Below are 16,696 nucleotides of genomic sequence, written 5' to 3' on the forward strand. Positions count from 1 at the left end.
AAACTTTATCATCGGATTCGACGTTCCCAGGCTTGTGAAACGAGCGCGGTTGGTTGTTTTTCACCGTCCAGAAGTGTCCGACTACCCTCGGTGATTTTGATGTTGTCCAATAACACCCCGCGCCCGGTGAGGGTTCTGTCCATACTGAACCGCCACCGCAACCAGATCTTGTCGACTGTCGTGACCTTCGCGAGGACGTTCCACCAGGTCCGGTGCCCTGCGCCGGAAAGAAACGAACGCGGGCCGCTCGGCGCGCCCTGGCCGCGCGCGGTCACTTCGACGGCCTGCCACGACGCGCCGTCACCGCTCGACTCCAGAACGAGGTGATCGGAAATTTCTGTGTCCACGAAGGTGTCGAAGCTAACCCGGATGGCCGAACCGCGGGTCCGGAGCTCTCGTGTGGACAGTGTGGCGGCGGCCGAGTTGCCGATGCCGGTGTACCACGCATCGCCACCATGTCTCGGTCGGACAGCCAAAGCCTTGGCCAGTCCGGTCGCCAGTGTCTCGCGCGCCGGGTTGATCGATCCCCAGCCGCGGGACACGTGAACCCTGTTGGACAACAGGATCGCGATCGAACGGGACTGCAGGTCGAGCACGAGAGTCGTGCCGGTGAAGCCGGTGTGGCCGGCGGTGGTCGGGCCGCTCAGCCCTCCCATGTAGAACCTTCGGTCCAATTCGAAGCCCAAACCGTGGGCGTAGCCGGGAAACTCGGTCGTGTAGTCGGTCAGCATGGCCCGCACGGTGTCCGGCCGCAGGATCCGCTTGTCGGCATAAATGCCGCCATTGATGAGGGTTTGCGCCAGGACAGCCATGTCGGACGCGGTGGAGAAGATACCGGCGTGCCCGGCGACGCCGCCGAGTGACCACGCGTTCTCGTCGTGTACCTGTCCCCGAACGATTCCACGTGGCGGGGCGGACTGGTACTCGGTGGCCGCGATCCTGTCCAGTTTGGACGCTGGCGGGTTGTAGCCGGTGTCGGTCATCCCGAGCGGCTCGGTGATCCCTTCGCTGACAACGTTGTCCAACGTGGACCCGGTCAGCCGCTCGATCAGCACCCCGAGCGTGATCAGATTGAGATCGGAATATTCATACGTGGAACCCGGGACGTACTTGGGCGCGATGTCCATCACGGCCTTGATTCGGGTCGCCTTGTCCGGGTACAGGCTCCACAACGGGATGAACGAGACCAGCCCGGACGTGTGGATCAGCAGCTGCTTGACGGTGATGCCAGCCTTGCCGTTAACGCCAAACTCTGGCAAGTAGCGGGAAACCGGCGCGTCGACGTCCACCTCGCCTTGTTCAGCCAGCTGCATCACGGCTATGGACGTGAACAGCTTGCTGATCGACGCCATGTCGAAAATCGTGTCCTTGCGCATCGGAACCCGCTGTTCGCCCACAAGTTCGGTCCCGGCGGCGTCGGAATACCGCACTGCGTAACCAGATGCTGACCGGCTGACAACGACACCCTCGTGTGCCAGCAAAGTGACCACGCCTGCCATCAACGGTTTGGGTACCGCGGGCTGCGTCGGATTCGTCCGGGTCCACTCGTCGATCTGCCGGATCGCCGCGTCGATCGGCGCACGATCCAAGTTCACCTGTTCGGGGTTGCCCTCGCGCAGTTGTGTCCACGGCGCCGCGAACCCCACCTTCGGCCGGTCGAACCGGCCGGAGTTGCCGCCGTGTGCTTCGGCGGAAACCGCACTCGCACCCGTCACACCGACCATGGTCAGCGCAAGCACCGCTCGACGAAACATGGAGTACCTCACCAGTAGAGCAGGTATGGCCGTCGTTGTTGCCGGAACTGAGCCAACTCGTCGCGCCACGCACCGACGACCTCGGCGACACCCGCGCCCGCGTCGATCATCGTGCGCAGCCTGGTCGAGCCGGAGAGCTTGTCGATGAAGTTGTCCGGCCGCCACGCGAACAGCGCCGGATAGAGCCGTTTCGCGGTGACCAGCATGGCCACTGCTGTGGTGATCGGTTCGTAGGACTGCTCGTCGGTCAGGTGAACCTGGACACCGCCGCACGTCTTGCCGACGAACTTGTTGAACGTCGGCACGAAGTAGTTCTCCCGGAACCGCACACCCGGCAGATTCAGCTTGTTCAGCTCCTCCGCCCAGTGCCAGTCGAAATCGGGCATCCCGATCATCTCGAACGGCCTGGTCGTGCCGCGCCCTTCGGACAACACAGTGCCTTCGAACAGGCATGTTCCCGGGTAGACGAGGGCGGTCTGCGGTGTCGGCATGTTCGGGCTCGGCGGCACCCAGTCAAGGCCGGTCCGGCCGAACAGGGTGTCCCGGTGCCAGCCCCTGACCGTGATGACGTCCAATTTGGACAACCGACGCCCGCCGGTGTCGGCGGGCAGGAACTCGGCGTCGAAGAACCTGGCGAGCTCGCCGGCGGTCATCCCGTGCTGCTGGACGATCGGCTTGCGGCCGACCCCAGAGGCGAACGCGGGATCCAGCATCGGCCCGAACGCCTTGCCGCCAACCGGGTTTGGCCGGTCAAGCACGACAAAGGACGCGCCCGTCTCCACTGCGGCCGCCATGGCCGTGTACATCGACCATATATAGGTGTAGAAGCGCGCGCCCACGTCCGCGATGTCGAACACGACCGTGTCCACGTCAGCCTTGCGGTACATCTCGGCGAGCTTGGCTGTGGTGATGCCGTAGGCGTCATACACCGGAACCTTGGTTCGCGGGTCGGTATAACTACCCTCAGAGCCACCGGCTTGTGCCGTGCCACGGAAACCGTGCTCGGGTCCGAACACGGCTACTGGCGCCATGCCTGCGTCGACCAGAGAATCCACGATGTGCGTACGGTCCTTGAGCACGCCCGTCGGGTTGGTCAGCACGCCAACCTTGCGGCCCGCGAACTCGCGCCAACCCCGCTCGGCTAAGCGGTCGGCACCCGGCGTAACTCTCGTTGAACGGTCCTGCGGTTCTTGTGCCGCGGCCGGGCTCGCTGCGGCGACCACCGCCGCGGGCGCGCCAGCCAGCAGGCTGCGCCGGGTCACCATGTCAGACCCGTACCGAACGGGAAGAGAACCTCTGCGGGGTCGGCTTTCGGCACGTTCACCGGCAGCTTGCCCTTGGGGGAGGTCTTGCCGAGGATCACCTTGGCCAGCGACACCATGGAGATGTCACGCCAGGCGTACGTGGTGATCCACGTTGGCACGTCGACGAAAGCGGGGTCGTAGGGCACCTGCGCGGCGACCGCGATGACCGGTTTGCCGGTCTGCACCAGCCTGGTGAGCAAGGTGCGCTGTGCTGCCGATGTCCGCAGACCGTTCGTCAGCACGACCACGAGGTCCGAGCTGTTCGCGGCCGCGACTGCCTGATCGATGACCGCGGCCGTTGGCGCGGCTCCGGTCGACAAAGCCGTTCCGCCGAGCTCCTTGGCCAGCGTCGCAACCGGTTCAGCAGGCTTGCCAGGGAAACCTGGGTTGTTCCAGCCGGTGACGAGAACCTTGCCCGGGTCGCCCTTGATCGGCAGCACCTTGGCGTCGTTACGCAACACCGTGACCGTACGGTCGCTGATCCGCTGGATTTCGGCCAGATTCTGTTTGGTGCCCACCTCACGCGGCAGCGCGCGTTCGTCGGCGAACGGCTGGAGGAAGACGCCTCGCTTCCACTTCTGCTTGAGGATCCGCAGCACGCTCTGGTTGATCCGCTCCTCGCTGATCCGGCCACTGCGCACGGCATCGAGCACGCCGGTGATCGTGGTCTGCAGATCCGGCGGCATCAGCATCTGGTCAACGCCAGCTTCCAAAGCCAGTACGGGGATCTCGGCGTCCGGGTGCTTGTCCCGCACACCCTGCATCGCCAGCGAGTCGGTGACGATGACACCGTCGTACTTCAGCTCGTTGCGCAGGATGTCGGTCATGAACCGCTTGGAAAGAGTGGCGGGTTCACCCGATGAATCGATCTTCGGCACGGCGATGTGCGCGGTCATGATCGAGTCGATGCCCGCGGCGATCGCGGCCTTGAACGGCGGCAGATCGGTCTTGCGCCACTCCTCCTCGGTCCGGTTGATCGTCGGAAGGCCATAGTGCGAATCGTCGGCCGCATCCCCATGACCAGGGAAATGCTTGGCAGCAGCGGAAACGGTGTCGCCCGGCCACCCGGCCCGCTGATACCCAGCGACCTGGGCGGAAACCATCTGGCCAGCGAGGTTGGGATCGGAGGAGAACGACCGTGCCGCGATGATCGGGTTGATCGGGTTGGAGTTGACGTCCGCGACGGGTGCGAAGTTCTGGTTGATCCCCATAGCCCGCAGCTCATGGCCACTGATCGAGGCCAACCGCTTGGCATCCTGAGGGTTGCGCGTCGCACCAACAGCCATCGCACTCGGGTACTCACTGGCAGGCGCGACGACCCTGGTGACGTTGCCGCCCTCCTGGTCAATCGAGATCAGCAACGGGATACGCGCGCCTGACGTCAAAGCCGCGCGCTGCAAACCGTTGGAGAAATGGGTGAGCTGCACGGGATCGTCGACGTTGTCCGTGCCCGCGTTGTTGAAGTAGATGACGCCGCCGACCTGATAGCGCTGCACGACCTGCGCAGGCGTGTCGACGCCATAGCGCTTCTTGTTCTCCGGATGCGCTTCGTCGGCGGATTTACCCCAGACCGTCGCGACGAACAGCTGTCCGACCCGTTGCTCCAACGTCATGTGCCGCAAGGCGGCGTCGGCCCAGCTCGTCATGGCATCTGCTTCCGGCGCGGCGGAAGCGGGAGTGGTGACGGCGGCCAGGGCCGTGACCGCGGCCAACGTAGGCGGGATCCAGCGACGTGACACCTCTGCCTCCCTGGAGGCGTAAGATTCTTACCGATTCGGAGCTTCAATCGGTAAGTTACCCACGTCACTTGAGGGAAGCAAAGAGCCAAACGGCGGTGTTTGCTTGCTTCGACGCCACGCTACCCGCATCCAACGAAGCAGGATGATCCCCAGACTGAAGAGATCGTGGCAGAAAGCTGTGCTGGTCAAAGCTCAACGCAACCGCGCTGGGTCGCAACGAGCTCGCACCGTGGGGTTTGGGGGCTCGGCCCCCAAAGTAATCCGGTTTTGAGCCGAGGGAAGCGAGCGCAGCGAGCGAACAAGGCTCAAAACCAAAACCGGCGGCGCCCGCTGACTTGCGAAAGTCTGCGAGCGCCGCCGCCAAGCGCGAACGTCTCGGGTTACCAAGCGTGCAACTCACGTCGTACTCACTGGGCCTCGGCGCCCGGCGTCCCGGTACGCAGTCCCTTGACGACAAGCCTCCCGCGGCGTGCTGCGCGTGGGTGCCCGGAGTCCGCGCACGGAGCTCTGTCAGGGTGGACCAAGCTTCTCTTCGTTTGGTCCCGGGCTGTTCAGAGGTCCGCACTAACTTTGTACCTAGTGAGCGCGGTCACTTCAAGGGCACGGACGGGTGCACCGGTACAGAGTCTGTAAGCGGTAGATCAACACGCCTCGTGGTCGAACGGCCCATAGCTAGCTGGCATGTGGCTGTCATCGCTACCTCCGACCGGGCTATCGGCATCCCCCACACGGAGGACTATTTGCGCCTCCGCCGCCGGATGCCGTACCAAGTCGCTCCAGCAGCTGCCGCAACACCAAGGCTCGCCGCGGTGATGGCGACGGCGGTCCCGGACGGCATCTGGATCCTCGACCGGAGCGAAACAGGCTTCGAGAAGGTCAGCACGGGCCAACCCCGCTCGGTCGCGAGCTTCTTCAACCCGCGGTCCGGATTGACCGTCGCCGGGTGCCCAACCACTTCGAGCATGGGAACGTCCGTGATCGAGTCGCTGTAGGCATAGCAGGCGGACAAGTCGTAGTTGTTCTCCACGGCCAGCTGCTTCATCGCCACGGCCTTGTTCTCGCCGTAGCAGTAGAACTCGATCTCCCCGGTGTAGCGGCCGTCCTCGGCCACCATCTGAGTACCGACACTGTCGGTAGCTCCGATCATGCGGGCAATCGGGCGCACGATCTCCTCACCTGAGGCGGAAACAACGACAACATCATGCCCCTGCGCCTTGTGGTCGGTGATCAGTTCGGCGGCCTCGGCGTAGATCAACGGATCCACGATGTCGTGCAGCGTCTCCTCGACGATGGCGCGGACCTGCCCGATGTCCCACCCCTCGCACAGCGCGGTGAGGTGCGCCCGCATCCGGTCCACCTGGTCGGCGTCGGCGCCGGACTGCATGAAGACGAACTGGGCGTACGCGCTCTTCAGCACGGCCCGGCGGTTGATCAGGCCGCCCTGGAAGAACGGACGGCTGAAAGCCAGCGTGCTCGACTTGGCGATGACCGTCTTGTCCAGGTCGAAGAACGCGGCGACCCGCTTCGTCGCATCGGTCATAACCCCAGCATATGCCCCGTCTGGCGGACCCCTACATGGTCGGTGTGCATAAGACACACCAATAAAAACCTGTATCCGTGACCACGAGCGCGCGGGAAGGAGATACAGTAAGAGCGTCCGGTCTTCGACACCGGGCCGGTTCAGTCCGACCCCCCGGGACTGAACCTATTGACGACCCCCGTCCCTCCCCCCTGGCGGGGGTCGTCCCATATCCACACCCGTTGCGCAGCCAGCGAATCCGCCACCAGGTCCACGCCCGGATAAATTCTACGTCAACGTAGAAATATCCGGTCACCGGGTCGGACACCAAGTCTCGACACCGTGTCGATTCCAACGAATGCACTGCACGGGAACAACTTCCCGGACCATTCGGGCGGACGGAGGGGCAGCCATGCCCGGTCACTGAGCCGTCTCGGCGGGTGGAGCTTGTCGAGTCGTCCACTATGGACGCCGAAGGCGCGGCCACCGCTGGCTCACCCTCGACGAGACCCGGCCACCGCGCTCGCGCGGCCCAACTCTGGCCGCGGTGCCCCATGAAGATCTCTTAGTCCTCGCCAGCTTCCGCCAAGTCCGGCCGCCTTGTGCACGAAGTCCTCGACACGCCCCCAACTTCACCTGAGTCCGATCATGGCTTCCTCATAAGGCCCTTCGGCACCTTCCCGCACTTCCATCGATTCCGCGCATTGTGCCCATCGCAAGCCGTCGCGCCCAATCAACTTCATCGAATAAAAACCGCTATCGCCTCAACCGAATAACCCCCAATTCGTCGCTCCACGTCATTCCGGCTCTTCGAATTTGACCGGGGTTTGAACTGGTCGTGATGTTGCTGGGGGCAGCCAGTGGCAAGGGCCCGTGACTCTGTGAGTGATCATGTCTGTTGTCGAAGCAGAACGATCACAACAGAAGAGCCACGGGCATGGTCAACGATACGACCCGTCTGCTGGGCCTTGCCGGTCTGGCTGTCGTTCGGGTCGAGGACGCAGTACATGATGGGCCGGTCGTGCACCTGGTTACCGCGGACGAGCAGGCTTGTATCTGCCCGGGATGTGGAGTGCGGGCGAGGCGGGTCAAGGGGTGGGTGACGACCAGCCCGAGAGATCTGCCGGTGGCCGGCCGGCCTGTCGAGCTGCGGTGGTGTAAGCGTCGGTGGCACTGTGACCAGCAGGGATGCGACAGGAAGACGTTCACCGAGGCGATCGGGGAGATTCCGGCTCGAGCCCGGGTGACCACTCGGTTGCGGCAGGCGGCCGGTGCGGCGGTGGCCGATGGTGGGCGCACGATCGTGCAAGCCGCGCGTGATCACGGCCTGTCCTGGCCGGTGGTCTCGGCCGCGTTCACCGCACACGCCACGGCGGTGCTGCCGGACAAGCCGCAACCGGTGGCGGTGCTGGGGATCGACGAGATCCGCCGGGGCCGTCCACAATGGACCTGGAACGACGAACAGCAGTGCTGGGAGATCACGGTGGATCGCTGGCATGTCGGGTTCGTGGACCTGGCGGGCGGGCAGGGGCTGCTCGGGCAGGTCGAGGGCCGCACCAGTGTGGCCGTGCGGGACTGGCTCACCCAGTGGGATGAGGCCTGGCGTCAGGGCGTCCGGGTCGTGGCGATCGATATGTGCACGGTTTTCAAGGCCGCGGCCCGTGCCGCGTTACCGCAGGCCAGGCTGGTCGTGGACCACTTTCATCTCGTGCAGTTGGCCAACCAGGCCCTCACCGAGGTACGTCGCAGGGTCACCCTGCAGGTGCGGGGCAGGCGAGGACGGAAAGGCAACCGCGAATGGGAACTGCGCAACCGGCTGACCCGCTCCGCCGCCCGGATGCACGAGCAGCACCTGGACCCCATGATCGACGATCTTCGCGCGCTGCCCGCGGTAATCGGGACGCCGATCCTGGCCGCGTGGAACGCCAAGGAAGACCTGCTCGATCTGCTTGCCCTGGCCCGCACCCACCCGGACCGGGCCACGATCTGGGCCCGATTGTCCCGGTTCTACGAGCGGTGCGCCGCCTCGGGCCTACCCGAACTGGAGCGTCTGGCCGGCACGGTCTCGGCCTGGTGGCCCGAAATCCTCGCCTTCCTCGACACCGACATCACCAACGCCGGATCCGAAGGCACCAACCGTGTCATCAAAACCGTCGCCCGCGACGCCTACGGTTTCCGCAACCCCGCCAGCCAGCGACTCCGCACCCGTTGCGCCACCACCCGCAAAGCCCGAGGATGCCTCAACCCCGCATAACTTCGAAGAGCCCCCTTGGTCGGTGCTTCGCACCTTCTCTCGGGTCGCCGGTTTGTTATTTCGGGGGTCCACAATCCCTGCGACACGTGCTCCTGCCGACCCGGCGCTGATTGCTTTTCGCTTTTGCCAGCACCTCTCCTCTGGTCAGCGCTTCGCGCTTTCCGCGTCCATGAGGCCTGCGCGGATAGGGGCTTTGGTCCCCAGGAGGAGCACTGAAAGTCATAAAGATATAACGAGGTTGCGGCCGATTGGGTGAATGTTGAGGGTTCAACTCACGGTGGGTAACGGGCGGGGTGATCAGATACGAGTAGTCCGTGAGTGTTCGCTTACGGGTGGGAGGACCCCAGATGAGTAGCCTTTCCACTGTTGGTCCCGGGTTGTGGCCGCATGTCGTGCGGGCTGCCACTGTCTCCGTCTTCGTTACTTTCCTTGTTGTCCTTGGGTTTCTTGTTCCTTTTTGGATTGTTCTTGTCGTTGCCGCTGGTCTCGTTGTCGCTGCTCGTGTCGTCTTGGCTTTTCGGGCTGCCGCTCGCAAGGTTGAGCTGATCATCGCTGAGGAGCTTCCGCCAACTGGATGACCGTCAGTCAGTGATTTGGCGTGTCAACAAAATCTTCAGTGGGATGAGGCAGGATCGACCTGTGACGAAGCATCCCGCAGCAGCGGAGCCCGAGCAGCTGTTCACCGACGCGGAAGCCGACGCGCGGTGGCGAGCGAGGTTCCGGGCAGCTCGTGTCAGCCTGCCTGAATGGGCCCGTGACGCGCCCGACCGCAATGTTTACACCTCCAACGCCAGCGGGGTGTGGGAGACATACGCATGGGACCGCCTGACCGGCAACCACCGGCAGGTCACGGACCGCCCGAACGGCACGTACAACTCGACCATCAGCCCCGACGGCGAGTCCATCTGGTGGTTCGCGGACACCGATGGTGACGAGTTCGGCAACTGGGTGGTCGAGCCGTTCGCCGGGCGGCCGATCGACGAGGAGGCCAAGGCCGCGATCGCCGAGGTTCCGCGTGGTTATCCCGCTGGTCTTGAGATCGGGCGGGCGGTCACCTCGATCGCGATCTCCAATGACGACGGCACCACGATCGTTGTCTCCCGGGATGCGAAGCCCGGTCAGGTGATCTACCGCAACGAGAACGACGCCGGGGTGTCCGGGCTTTCGCGCGACGAGCAGTACCTGGTCATTTCGCACTCGGAACACGGCGACAACAGGCATCCGGCGCTCCGGGTTGTCACCACGACCGGCGAGACCGTCACCGAGAAATGGGACGGCAAGGGCAAAGGGCTCGACGCTATCGGGTTCAGCCCGGTCGAAGGTGATCCGCGCCTGCTTGTCCTGCATGAACGGCATGGCCGCGAGGAACTTCTGATCTGGGACGTGGTCGCGGACACCGAGACCGAGATCAGCCTCGATCTGCCTGGCGAGCTCAATGCCACCTGGTATCCGGATGGCCGGTCGCTTCTGGTCGTGCACACGCACCAGGCGCGCAATACGTTGCACCGCTACGAGATCGAGACCGACTCTCTATCCCTTTTGGACACTCCGGCTGGGACGGTCGGATCCGCTGGCGTGCGGCCTGACGGAACCATCGAGTACTCGTGGTCCTCTGCGGCTGAGCCGTCGATGATCCGGGCGTTGCACGTGGACGGGACCGACCGAGTCCTGTTGACGCCGCCAGGCGACCGGGCTCCGGGCAGTGTCAACCTCACGGATGCCTTTGTGGCAAGCGAAGGCGGTGAGGTGCATGCCCTCATCGCGCGGCCCGCGGACGCGCCGGACGGTCCGTTGCCGACCGTGTTCAGCCTGCACGGCGGGCCGCATTCTGCTGACGAGGACAGGTTTTCCGCGTATCGCGCGGCGTGGATCGATGCTGGTTTCGCCGTGGTGCACGTGAATTATCGCGGTTCGACGGGTTACGGCTCGGCGTGGCGGGACGCGATCGAAGGCCGTCCTGGCCTGACCGAACTCGAAGACGTTGCCGCCGTGCACAAATGGGCGGTCAGCACAGGGCTCGCTGATCCAGACAAGTGTGTGGTGACGGGCGCGTCCTGGGGTGGATACCTCAGCCTGCTCGCCGCAGGGATCCAGCCGGACAAATGGGCTGCGGCCGTCGGCGGCGTGCCGGTGGCCGACTACTTCGCCGCCTACGAGGACGAAATGGAGCCGCTGCGCGCGTTCGACCGCGCGCTGTTCGGCGGGTCACCGGAGGAATTGCCTGAGCTGTACCGGGAATGCTCGCCGATGACGTACATCGACCAGGTTCGCGCGCCGATCCTGATCTGGGCGGGCGAGAACGATCCGCGGTGCCCGATCCGGCAGATCGACAACTACCTCAACCGGCTTGCCGAGCGCGGCGCCACATACGAGGAGTTCCGGTACGACGCCGGGCACGGCTCGCTCGTGGTCGCCGAGATGATCAAGCAGGTCGCCATCGAGGTGCACTTCGTGATGCGGATGCTCGGCGTCACCAAGTAGACAGGGAGCTGCCCCGCGTACGCACCTCCCTGCAAGATGCGCACGTGGGGCAGCTTCTCCGAGCGAGCTAGGCCAGCTGGGCCTGCCACATCCAGTGGGCCTGCTCGAGGTCTTTGGCTATGTCGATCAACAGATCCTGGGTGACGAGGTCGGCCTTGTCGGTCTCGTCGATCCGCGCACGCAGGCGTTTGATCAGCGCTTCGAGCGTGCTGACGATCGCCTTCACGGTCTGGTCGTCGGACAGCCAGCCGTCTGGGTAGTCGGGTATCCCTGAACTCGCCACGACGGTCTTGGCTTTGCCGTTGGGGGAAACACCGATCGCGTTGGCACGTTCGGCGACCTCGTCGACGTAGGTGCGTGCCGTCGAGACCAGTTCGTCCAGCTGCAAGTGGGTGCTACGGAAGTTCTTGCCGACCACGTTCCAGTGCGCCTGCTTGGCGACAAGCGAAAGGTCGACCAGGTCGACGAGGGTCGCCTGCAGGATGGCACCGGTGGTCTTCTTGTCCGCCTCCGGCAGCGGACTGGTGATCGGGGACTTGCTCACTGCACATCGCCTCCTCACCAGAAGACCTACCCGGTGCCTGTGGCGTCAAACCGTGGCGACAACCGTGACTTCGATATTTCCCCGCGTGGCGTGCGAGTACGGGCAGACCTGGTGCGCACCGACGACCAGCTGGTCGGCCTGGCCCTGCTCGAGTCCTGGCAGGTGAGCGGTCAGCTTGACCGACAGGACGAACCGGCCGCTGTCGTCCTTGTTCAGCGTCACGGCCGCCGTGACGTTCGTCTCAGGGACGTCGACCTTGGCCTGCCGGGCGACCAGGCGCAGCGCGCTGTGGAAGCACGCCGAGTAGCCCGCGGCGAACAGCTGCTCCGGGTTGGTGTGCGCGCCGCCGGGGCCGCCCATCTCCTTCGGTGTGGCCAGCTTCTCGTCGATCACGCCGTCGGACGAGACGACCTCGCCGTTGCGTCCGTCCCCTGTGGATGTTGCTTCGGCTGTGTACAGCGCCTGTGCCATGGGTTCGCCTCTCCAAGTCAGTACCTAGCGCCACCCACGCTAGTGGTCACCGGCTTTGGGCGAACTCCACGACTTGGCGCCCGATCGTGCGCAGCGACGTGGCCACCGACTCGCTGGAACATTCGCCCGCGCCGTCGAAACGCACTTCGGCCGAGTTTATCGCGGAGCCGAGCGGGGTCGGCCAGCCGCGCAGTGCGTGCACGATCGACCGCAGCGATGTGAGGGTCGTAACGGCGGCCTGCCAGCCCTGCGCGGTCGCCACACAGCCGACCGCGCGACCGTCCAGGTACACGCGCTCGTCTTCACGAAGATCTTCGATGTAATCCAAGGCGTTCTTGATCAACCCGGAGATGGTGCCGTGGTAGCCGGGCGAGACGAGCACGACGCCGTCGGCTTCGCGGATGTACTTCACGAGCCTGCGCGCCTTGTCCGAACGTTCGGGGACAGCCGGGTCGTAGAACGGCAGCACGAGGTCGTCGCCGGTGATCACCGTCGTTTTGGCGCCGAGCTCCTCGGCACCGGCCAACGCGAGCCGCAGGGCCCGCTCGGACTGCGAGTTCTCTCGTAGGGAACCGCCGACTCCCACCACATGTATGGCCACGTTCCGAGCTTAGGACTTCAAGTTGGGTTGAGTTCCACTCCCACAGCCGAACTTACTGACAGTAGGATCGCGTGATGCCGCTCTCGACGATCGCTCTGCAGGGCGCCGCGCTTCGTGCCCTCTACCGCCTCCCTCGCCGTATTCGCAGGTTGATCGCGGGTGCGCCGATCCGCCTCGATGATCAAGAGCTCGCATTGGACGCGCAGTTGTTCCTGCGTGCCCGGGAGTTGTCGACGCTTCCGGCACTGTCCAAAGGCACCCCGGAAAAAGCACGCCGTGACCTCGACAAGGGCGCGGCGATCGCGGCCGGGGAGCCGATCGAGCCGGTGGCCGTCCGCGAGCTGACGATCGACGGGACGATCCCCGCGCGGCTCTACCAGCCCGATGAGCTGCCCGAAGGCTCGCCGTTGCTGGTGTTCTTCCACGGTGGCGGGTTCACCATTGGCAGCATCACGTCGCACGACAACACCTGCCGGTTCCTGGCGAAGCACGCACGAGTGCGGGTGCTGTCGGTGGGCTACCGGCTGGCGCCCGAGCATCCGTTTCCCGACGGAGTCGACGATGCAGTCGCCGCATTCAAGTACGCGCACGCCAACGCGGCAGAGCTCGGCGCGGACCCGGCGGCGATCGCGGTCGGCGGCGACAGCGCGGGCGGCAACCTCGCGACGGTCGTCTCGCAACTGACCACGCGTGCGGGCGGCCCGAAGCCCGCGTTCCAGCTGCTGCTCTATCCGTCGGCGGACGCGACCAGCGAGACCAGGTCGAAGCAGCTGTTCGCCAAGGGCTTCTTCCTGACCAGGGACGACATGGACTGGTTCATGGGTCACTACGCCAGGACCGAGCAGGACAAGCAGGACCCGCGCTACTCACCGGGACTGGCCACGGACCTGTCCGGGATGCCGCCCGCGTACATCGCGACCGCGGGCTTCGACCCGCTGCGTGACGAGGGTGAGGCCTACGCCGAGTCACTGAGGAAGGCCGGCGTGCCCGTCGTGTTGACGAGACACGCCGATCTGATCCACGGATACGCCAATTTCCTCGCTATTGGAACTCGTTTTCGAGAAGCGATGTTCGAAGCCGCCGCCGTTTTGCGTGTCGGCCTGGAAATCAGCCCAAAGGAATCGGTAGGAGAATGACCGAATGCCCGGCGCGGAAAAACGCGCCGGACATTCACTTCGGGTCCGTCAGGGGGCGACGGGAGCGACCGGAAGCGGCGGGATCGGCAGCGGTGGCAGCGGCACGGGGATCGGCAGGCCGCCAAGCAGGCTGGAGACCAGGTCGAGCAGGGTCTGCAGCAGCGAGGTGAGCAGTGCGGTCACCCCGGACAGCAGGTCGAGACCCGGAAGGCCCTTCGCGGTGCCGTCCGGCATTCCGGCCAGCTTGCCTGCCAGTTCGGTGTTCAAGTCGTTGGCCTTGACCGAGTTGTCCCTGGTCTCCGCGCGGGTGGCCCACTCGTCGGTCCTGGTCACCAACGCGTCGAGCACGCCGTCGAGCTCGGTGACGTTGCCCTTCACACCGGCGACGTCGCCGGCCTCGTATGCGGACTTCAGCTGGTCGTGCATGCGCTGCACAGTCTTGGCGGCCACCTCGGGGTCAGCCGTGGCGGTCCAGCCGGAGCCGTGCCAGTCATCGGCGGAGGCTCCTCCGGCCAGCGCGATCATGCTGCCGACTACGACGACGGCGAGCTTTTTGACGAATCCCATTCTCATTCTCGACTCCTCCCCCCGCTCAAATGATGACGTAGCCAACAATGAGCGGACTCCGCTAGTACCGGAACATAGTCACCAGCCTGCGGCAGGCTCGCCAGAGTTCTTTACCAACCGGGTAATCGGCGATTTACGGTCGGTAATCGGATTACCGGCGTAGATCAACTAGTTCCGACACGGACCGGGACGCAGGACGGGAAAGTGATCACGGACCGGCGCCAGACACGCCCGGCTCACGGGCGCTGAACAGTCACGACGGAGCGAACCCTCACCCGGGTGAGTGAAATCGGCATTGGTAGCCGTGAGGGCCGAGTTACCGGCGTTCAACGCCGTGAAGGCAAAACGGCCCGGCGAGCGAGGGGCTCACCGGGCCGTTCTTCCTCGTGGTGGGAGGGTCTAGCGCGGATCAGGGTCGCCGCAGCCTGGGCACAGGCCCCAGAACACGACCTCCGCCTCGTCGACGACGAAGCCAGCCGACTCCCCTGGCGTCAGGCAGGGCGCCGGGCCTGCGACACAGTCGACGTCTTCGGTACGACCGCATTGGCGGCAGACAAGATGGTGGTGGTTGTCCCCGGTGCGGGTCTCGAACCGGGCCGGATGCCCGGCCGGCTCGATCCGCCGGACCAGGTTGGCGCTGGTGAATACGTTCAACACGTCGTACACCGCCTGAGTGGACACGGAACCCAACAGCTCCCGCACCCCGCTGGCGACCTGGTCGGCGGTGGCGTGCGGACGCTGGCTCAGCATGGTGAGCACCGCCAACCTCGGAGCCGTCACACGCAGACCGGAGGCCTTCAGCTGGTCGCGCAGCCGCGCTCGGTCCGGAGTAGTCGGTGTCGCCATCACTGCCACCTCACCACGTTATCTGGAACGAGTCAATAAAACGACTCGTTCGGGCAACCGCAGGGTGGTTCCCACCACTAGGGTGGCCCCGACCGAGCTGGTCTAGACCTCCTCCATTCGTGTGATTGCGAAGAACCGGCCGAAACTCGGTTGCCTGGTGGGGTAATCAGATGATCCCCTGACTGTCTGTGGAGAGATATCAGAAGCTGTTCGCCCTGCCGGGTGTCCGGTCTCTCCTGATCTTGATCTTCCTCACCAGGATCCCGGTCGCGGCCGCCGGAATGACGCTGACCTTGCACGTCGTTCTCGGGCTCGGCCACGGTTACGGCGCGGCGGGCCTGGTCGGCGGCGCCGTGACAATCGGCATCGCGATCGGCGCGCCGCTCTACGGCCGGTTCATCGACCGATTCGGCCTGCGCAGGGCACTGATGATCACAACCGTCGCCGAGACCGCGTTCTGGGCGACCGCACCGCTGATGCCATATCCAGTGCTGCTGCCGGTGGCGTTTCTCAGCGGACTGCTCGCCATCCAACCGATGTCTATCGGCAGGCAGGCGGTCGCCGCGCTCGTACCGGAAGCCCAGCGCCGCACGGCCTACTCGCTCGACTCGATCTCGGTCGAACTGTGTTTCATGATCGGCCCGGTGGTCGGCGTGGCACTGGCAACACAGGTCTCCACGTCGGTCGCTTTGCTCGTGCTCGCAGCAGGGTTCCTGGCGACCGGTGTCTCGCTGTCCGTCTACAACCCACCGCTTCGCGGCTCTGACGAGTCGACGACCACGGACCGTCCACCGAGACGTGAATGGCTGACGCGGAGCCTTGTGGGCGTGCTGCTGGTCGGATTCGGCGCGACGTTCGTGATGTCCGGCACCGAAGTCACGATGATCGCGGTGCTACGGCTGCACAACGAAGTCGAGTGGGCAGGCGCGGCGACAGTGATCTTGGCGCTGGCGTCGATCATCGGCGGAATCGTGCACGGCGCCGTCCGCAAGTCGTTGCCACAGGTCGTATTGATGGCTTTGCTTGGCGCGTTGACCATGCCGGTGCTATTCGCGGACGGCGGCACGTGGTGGATTCTCGCGCTCGCACTCGCGCCGGCCAGCGCGATGTGCGCACCTGCCATCGCATCAACGGGAGAGCGAGTCGCTCAGTTCGTTCCCGTTGCTGTGCGCGGGGAAGCGACGGGGCTGCAGAGTTCGGCGTTCACCTGTGGTGTCGCGCTGGGCTCCCCGGCGGTCGGCTTTGTGGTCGACCACAGCGGATCGCCGGGTTGGGGCTTCGTCGGCGCCGGTGCCGGCGGACTGATCATCGCCGTTTGCGCGGCTGTGCTCGTCCGCCGGACACCGGCCCCCGTTTCCGCAGCTCTCGCCTCGTGAGTGTTTTCGCCGGTCTGGTGTTTTAACGTTCCGGGTGGTTGATCTTTGACATGGAGGCGGCCACCGCTCGATGATCTTGGTTCCTTCCACAGAACTTTGATCAC

13 protein-coding genes are annotated in these 16,696 nt (G+C 64.9%); 4 read left to right on the top strand and 9 right to left on the bottom strand.

Annotated elements, in window-relative coordinates; translation table 11 throughout:
• Window positions 1-8: 8 nt before the first annotated feature.
• From LWC34_RS42190 to LWC34_RS42205, 4 genes are all read right to left on the bottom strand, one after another.
• Entirely contained in the window at window positions 9-1,754 is a 1,746-nt protein-coding gene (locus LWC34_RS42190) for a serine hydrolase domain-containing protein (RefSeq protein WP_233730801.1), read from the bottom strand.
• Between the two features lie 8 nt (window positions 1,755-1,762).
• The gene (locus LWC34_RS42195) at window positions 1,763-3,019 is read right to left on the bottom strand and encodes an exo-beta-N-acetylmuramidase NamZ family protein (protein WP_233730802.1); all 1,257 of its coding nucleotides are present in this window, start codon (window positions 3,017-3,019) and stop codon (window positions 1,763-1,765) included.
• On the bottom strand, window positions 3,013-4,704 hold the full coding sequence (locus tag LWC34_RS42200; protein WP_372496766.1) for a glycoside hydrolase family 3 protein: 1,692 nt from the start codon (window positions 4,702-4,704) through the stop codon (window positions 3,013-3,015). The genes LWC34_RS42195 and LWC34_RS42200 overlap by 7 nt, the downstream gene beginning before the upstream one ends.
• 829 nt (window positions 4,705-5,533) lie before the next feature.
• Entirely contained in the window at window positions 5,534-6,337 is an 804-nt protein-coding gene (locus LWC34_RS42205; RefSeq protein WP_233730804.1) for an HAD-IB family hydrolase, read from the bottom strand.
• Window positions 6,338-7,253: 916 nt separating this feature from the next.
• On the opposite strand from LWC34_RS42205, the gene LWC34_RS42210 reads away from it, so the two are divergent.
• Entirely contained in the window at window positions 7,254-8,570 is a 1,317-nt protein-coding gene (locus LWC34_RS42210; RefSeq protein WP_233725224.1) for an ISL3 family transposase, read from the top strand.
• A gap of 621 nt (window positions 8,571-9,191) precedes the next feature.
• Window positions 9,192-11,051, top strand: a complete 1,860-nt coding sequence (locus LWC34_RS42215) for a S9 family peptidase (protein WP_233730805.1) — start codon at window positions 9,192-9,194, stop codon at window positions 11,049-11,051.
• 67 nt (window positions 11,052-11,118) lie between these two features.
• On the opposite strand, the gene LWC34_RS42220 is transcribed toward LWC34_RS42215, so the two are convergent.
• From LWC34_RS42220 to LWC34_RS42230, 3 genes are read right to left on the bottom strand one after another with little or no spacing between them, the layout of a single operon-like run.
• Complete coding sequence (locus tag LWC34_RS42220; RefSeq protein ID WP_233730806.1) at window positions 11,119-11,595, bottom strand: Dps family protein; 477 nt, start codon at window positions 11,593-11,595, stop codon at window positions 11,119-11,121.
• 45 nt (window positions 11,596-11,640) lie between these two features.
• Window positions 11,641-12,066, bottom strand: a complete 426-nt coding sequence (locus LWC34_RS42225; protein ID WP_233730807.1) for an organic hydroperoxide resistance protein — start codon at window positions 12,064-12,066, stop codon at window positions 11,641-11,643.
• Window positions 12,067-12,112: 46 nt separating this feature from the next.
• Complete coding sequence (locus LWC34_RS42230) at window positions 12,113-12,667, bottom strand: NADPH-dependent FMN reductase (protein ID WP_233730808.1); 555 nt, start codon at window positions 12,665-12,667, stop codon at window positions 12,113-12,115.
• 74 nt (window positions 12,668-12,741) lie between these two features.
• Here LWC34_RS42230 and LWC34_RS42235 point away from each other — a divergent pair, with 74 nt between their 5' ends.
• The gene (locus LWC34_RS42235) at window positions 12,742-13,803 is read left to right on the top strand and encodes an alpha/beta hydrolase (RefSeq protein WP_233730809.1); all 1,062 of its coding nucleotides are present in this window, start codon (window positions 12,742-12,744) and stop codon (window positions 13,801-13,803) included.
• Between the two features lie 48 nt (window positions 13,804-13,851).
• Here the strand turns inward: LWC34_RS42235 and LWC34_RS42240 are convergent, their stop codons facing one another.
• Both LWC34_RS42240 and LWC34_RS42245 read right to left on the bottom strand, forming a co-directional pair.
• Window positions 13,852-14,376, bottom strand: a complete 525-nt coding sequence (locus tag LWC34_RS42240; RefSeq protein ID WP_233730810.1) for a hypothetical protein — start codon at window positions 14,374-14,376, stop codon at window positions 13,852-13,854.
• A 393-nt stretch (window positions 14,377-14,769) separates the two neighbouring features.
• Entirely contained in the window at window positions 14,770-15,216 is a 447-nt protein-coding gene (locus LWC34_RS42245; RefSeq protein WP_233730811.1) for a Fur family transcriptional regulator, read from the bottom strand.
• 188 nt (window positions 15,217-15,404) lie between these two features.
• Between LWC34_RS42245 and LWC34_RS42250 the strand changes: the two genes are divergently transcribed.
• Window positions 15,405-16,592, top strand: coding sequence for an MFS transporter (locus LWC34_RS42250; protein ID WP_233730812.1), 1,188 nt, complete (start codon window positions 15,405-15,407; stop codon window positions 16,590-16,592).
• Window positions 16,593-16,696: the final 104 nt, after the last annotated feature.

This window comes from Kibdelosporangium philippinense (assembly GCF_021390435.2).
Taxonomy (GTDB): Bacteria; Actinomycetota; Actinomycetes; order Mycobacteriales; family Pseudonocardiaceae; genus Kibdelosporangium; species Kibdelosporangium philippinense.

Bases quoted from the DNA above. Each gene is read 5' to 3' on its own strand.
- LWC34_RS42205 (WP_233730804.1), bottom strand. From the start codon at position 6,337: ATGACCGATGCGACGAAGCGGGTCGCCGCGTTCTTCGACCTGGACAAG.
- LWC34_RS42200 (WP_372496766.1), bottom strand. From the start codon at position 4,704: ATGACGAGCTGGGCCGACGCCGCCTTGCGGCACATGACGTTGGAGCAA.
- LWC34_RS42190 (WP_233730801.1), bottom strand. From the start codon at position 1,754: ATGTTTCGTCGAGCGGTGCTTGCGCTGACCATGGTCGGTGTGACGGGT.
- LWC34_RS42245 (WP_233730811.1), bottom strand. From the start codon at position 15,216: ATGGCGACACCGACTACTCCGGACCGAGCGCGGCTGCGCGACCAGCTG.
- LWC34_RS42240 (WP_233730810.1), bottom strand. From the start codon at position 14,376: ATGAGAATGGGATTCGTCAAAAAGCTCGCCGTCGTCGTAGTCGGCAGC.
- LWC34_RS42225 (WP_233730807.1), bottom strand. From the start codon at position 12,066: ATGGCACAGGCGCTGTACACAGCCGAAGCAACATCCACAGGGGACGGA.
- LWC34_RS42210 (WP_233725224.1), top strand. From the start codon at position 7,254: ATGGTCAACGATACGACCCGTCTGCTGGGCCTTGCCGGTCTGGCTGTC.
- LWC34_RS42215 (WP_233730805.1), top strand. From the start codon at position 9,192: ATGAGGCAGGATCGACCTGTGACGAAGCATCCCGCAGCAGCGGAGCCC.
- LWC34_RS42235 (WP_233730809.1), top strand. From the start codon at position 12,742: ATGCCGCTCTCGACGATCGCTCTGCAGGGCGCCGCGCTTCGTGCCCTC.
- LWC34_RS42195 (WP_233730802.1), bottom strand. From the start codon at position 3,019: ATGGTGACCCGGCGCAGCCTGCTGGCTGGCGCGCCCGCGGCGGTGGTC.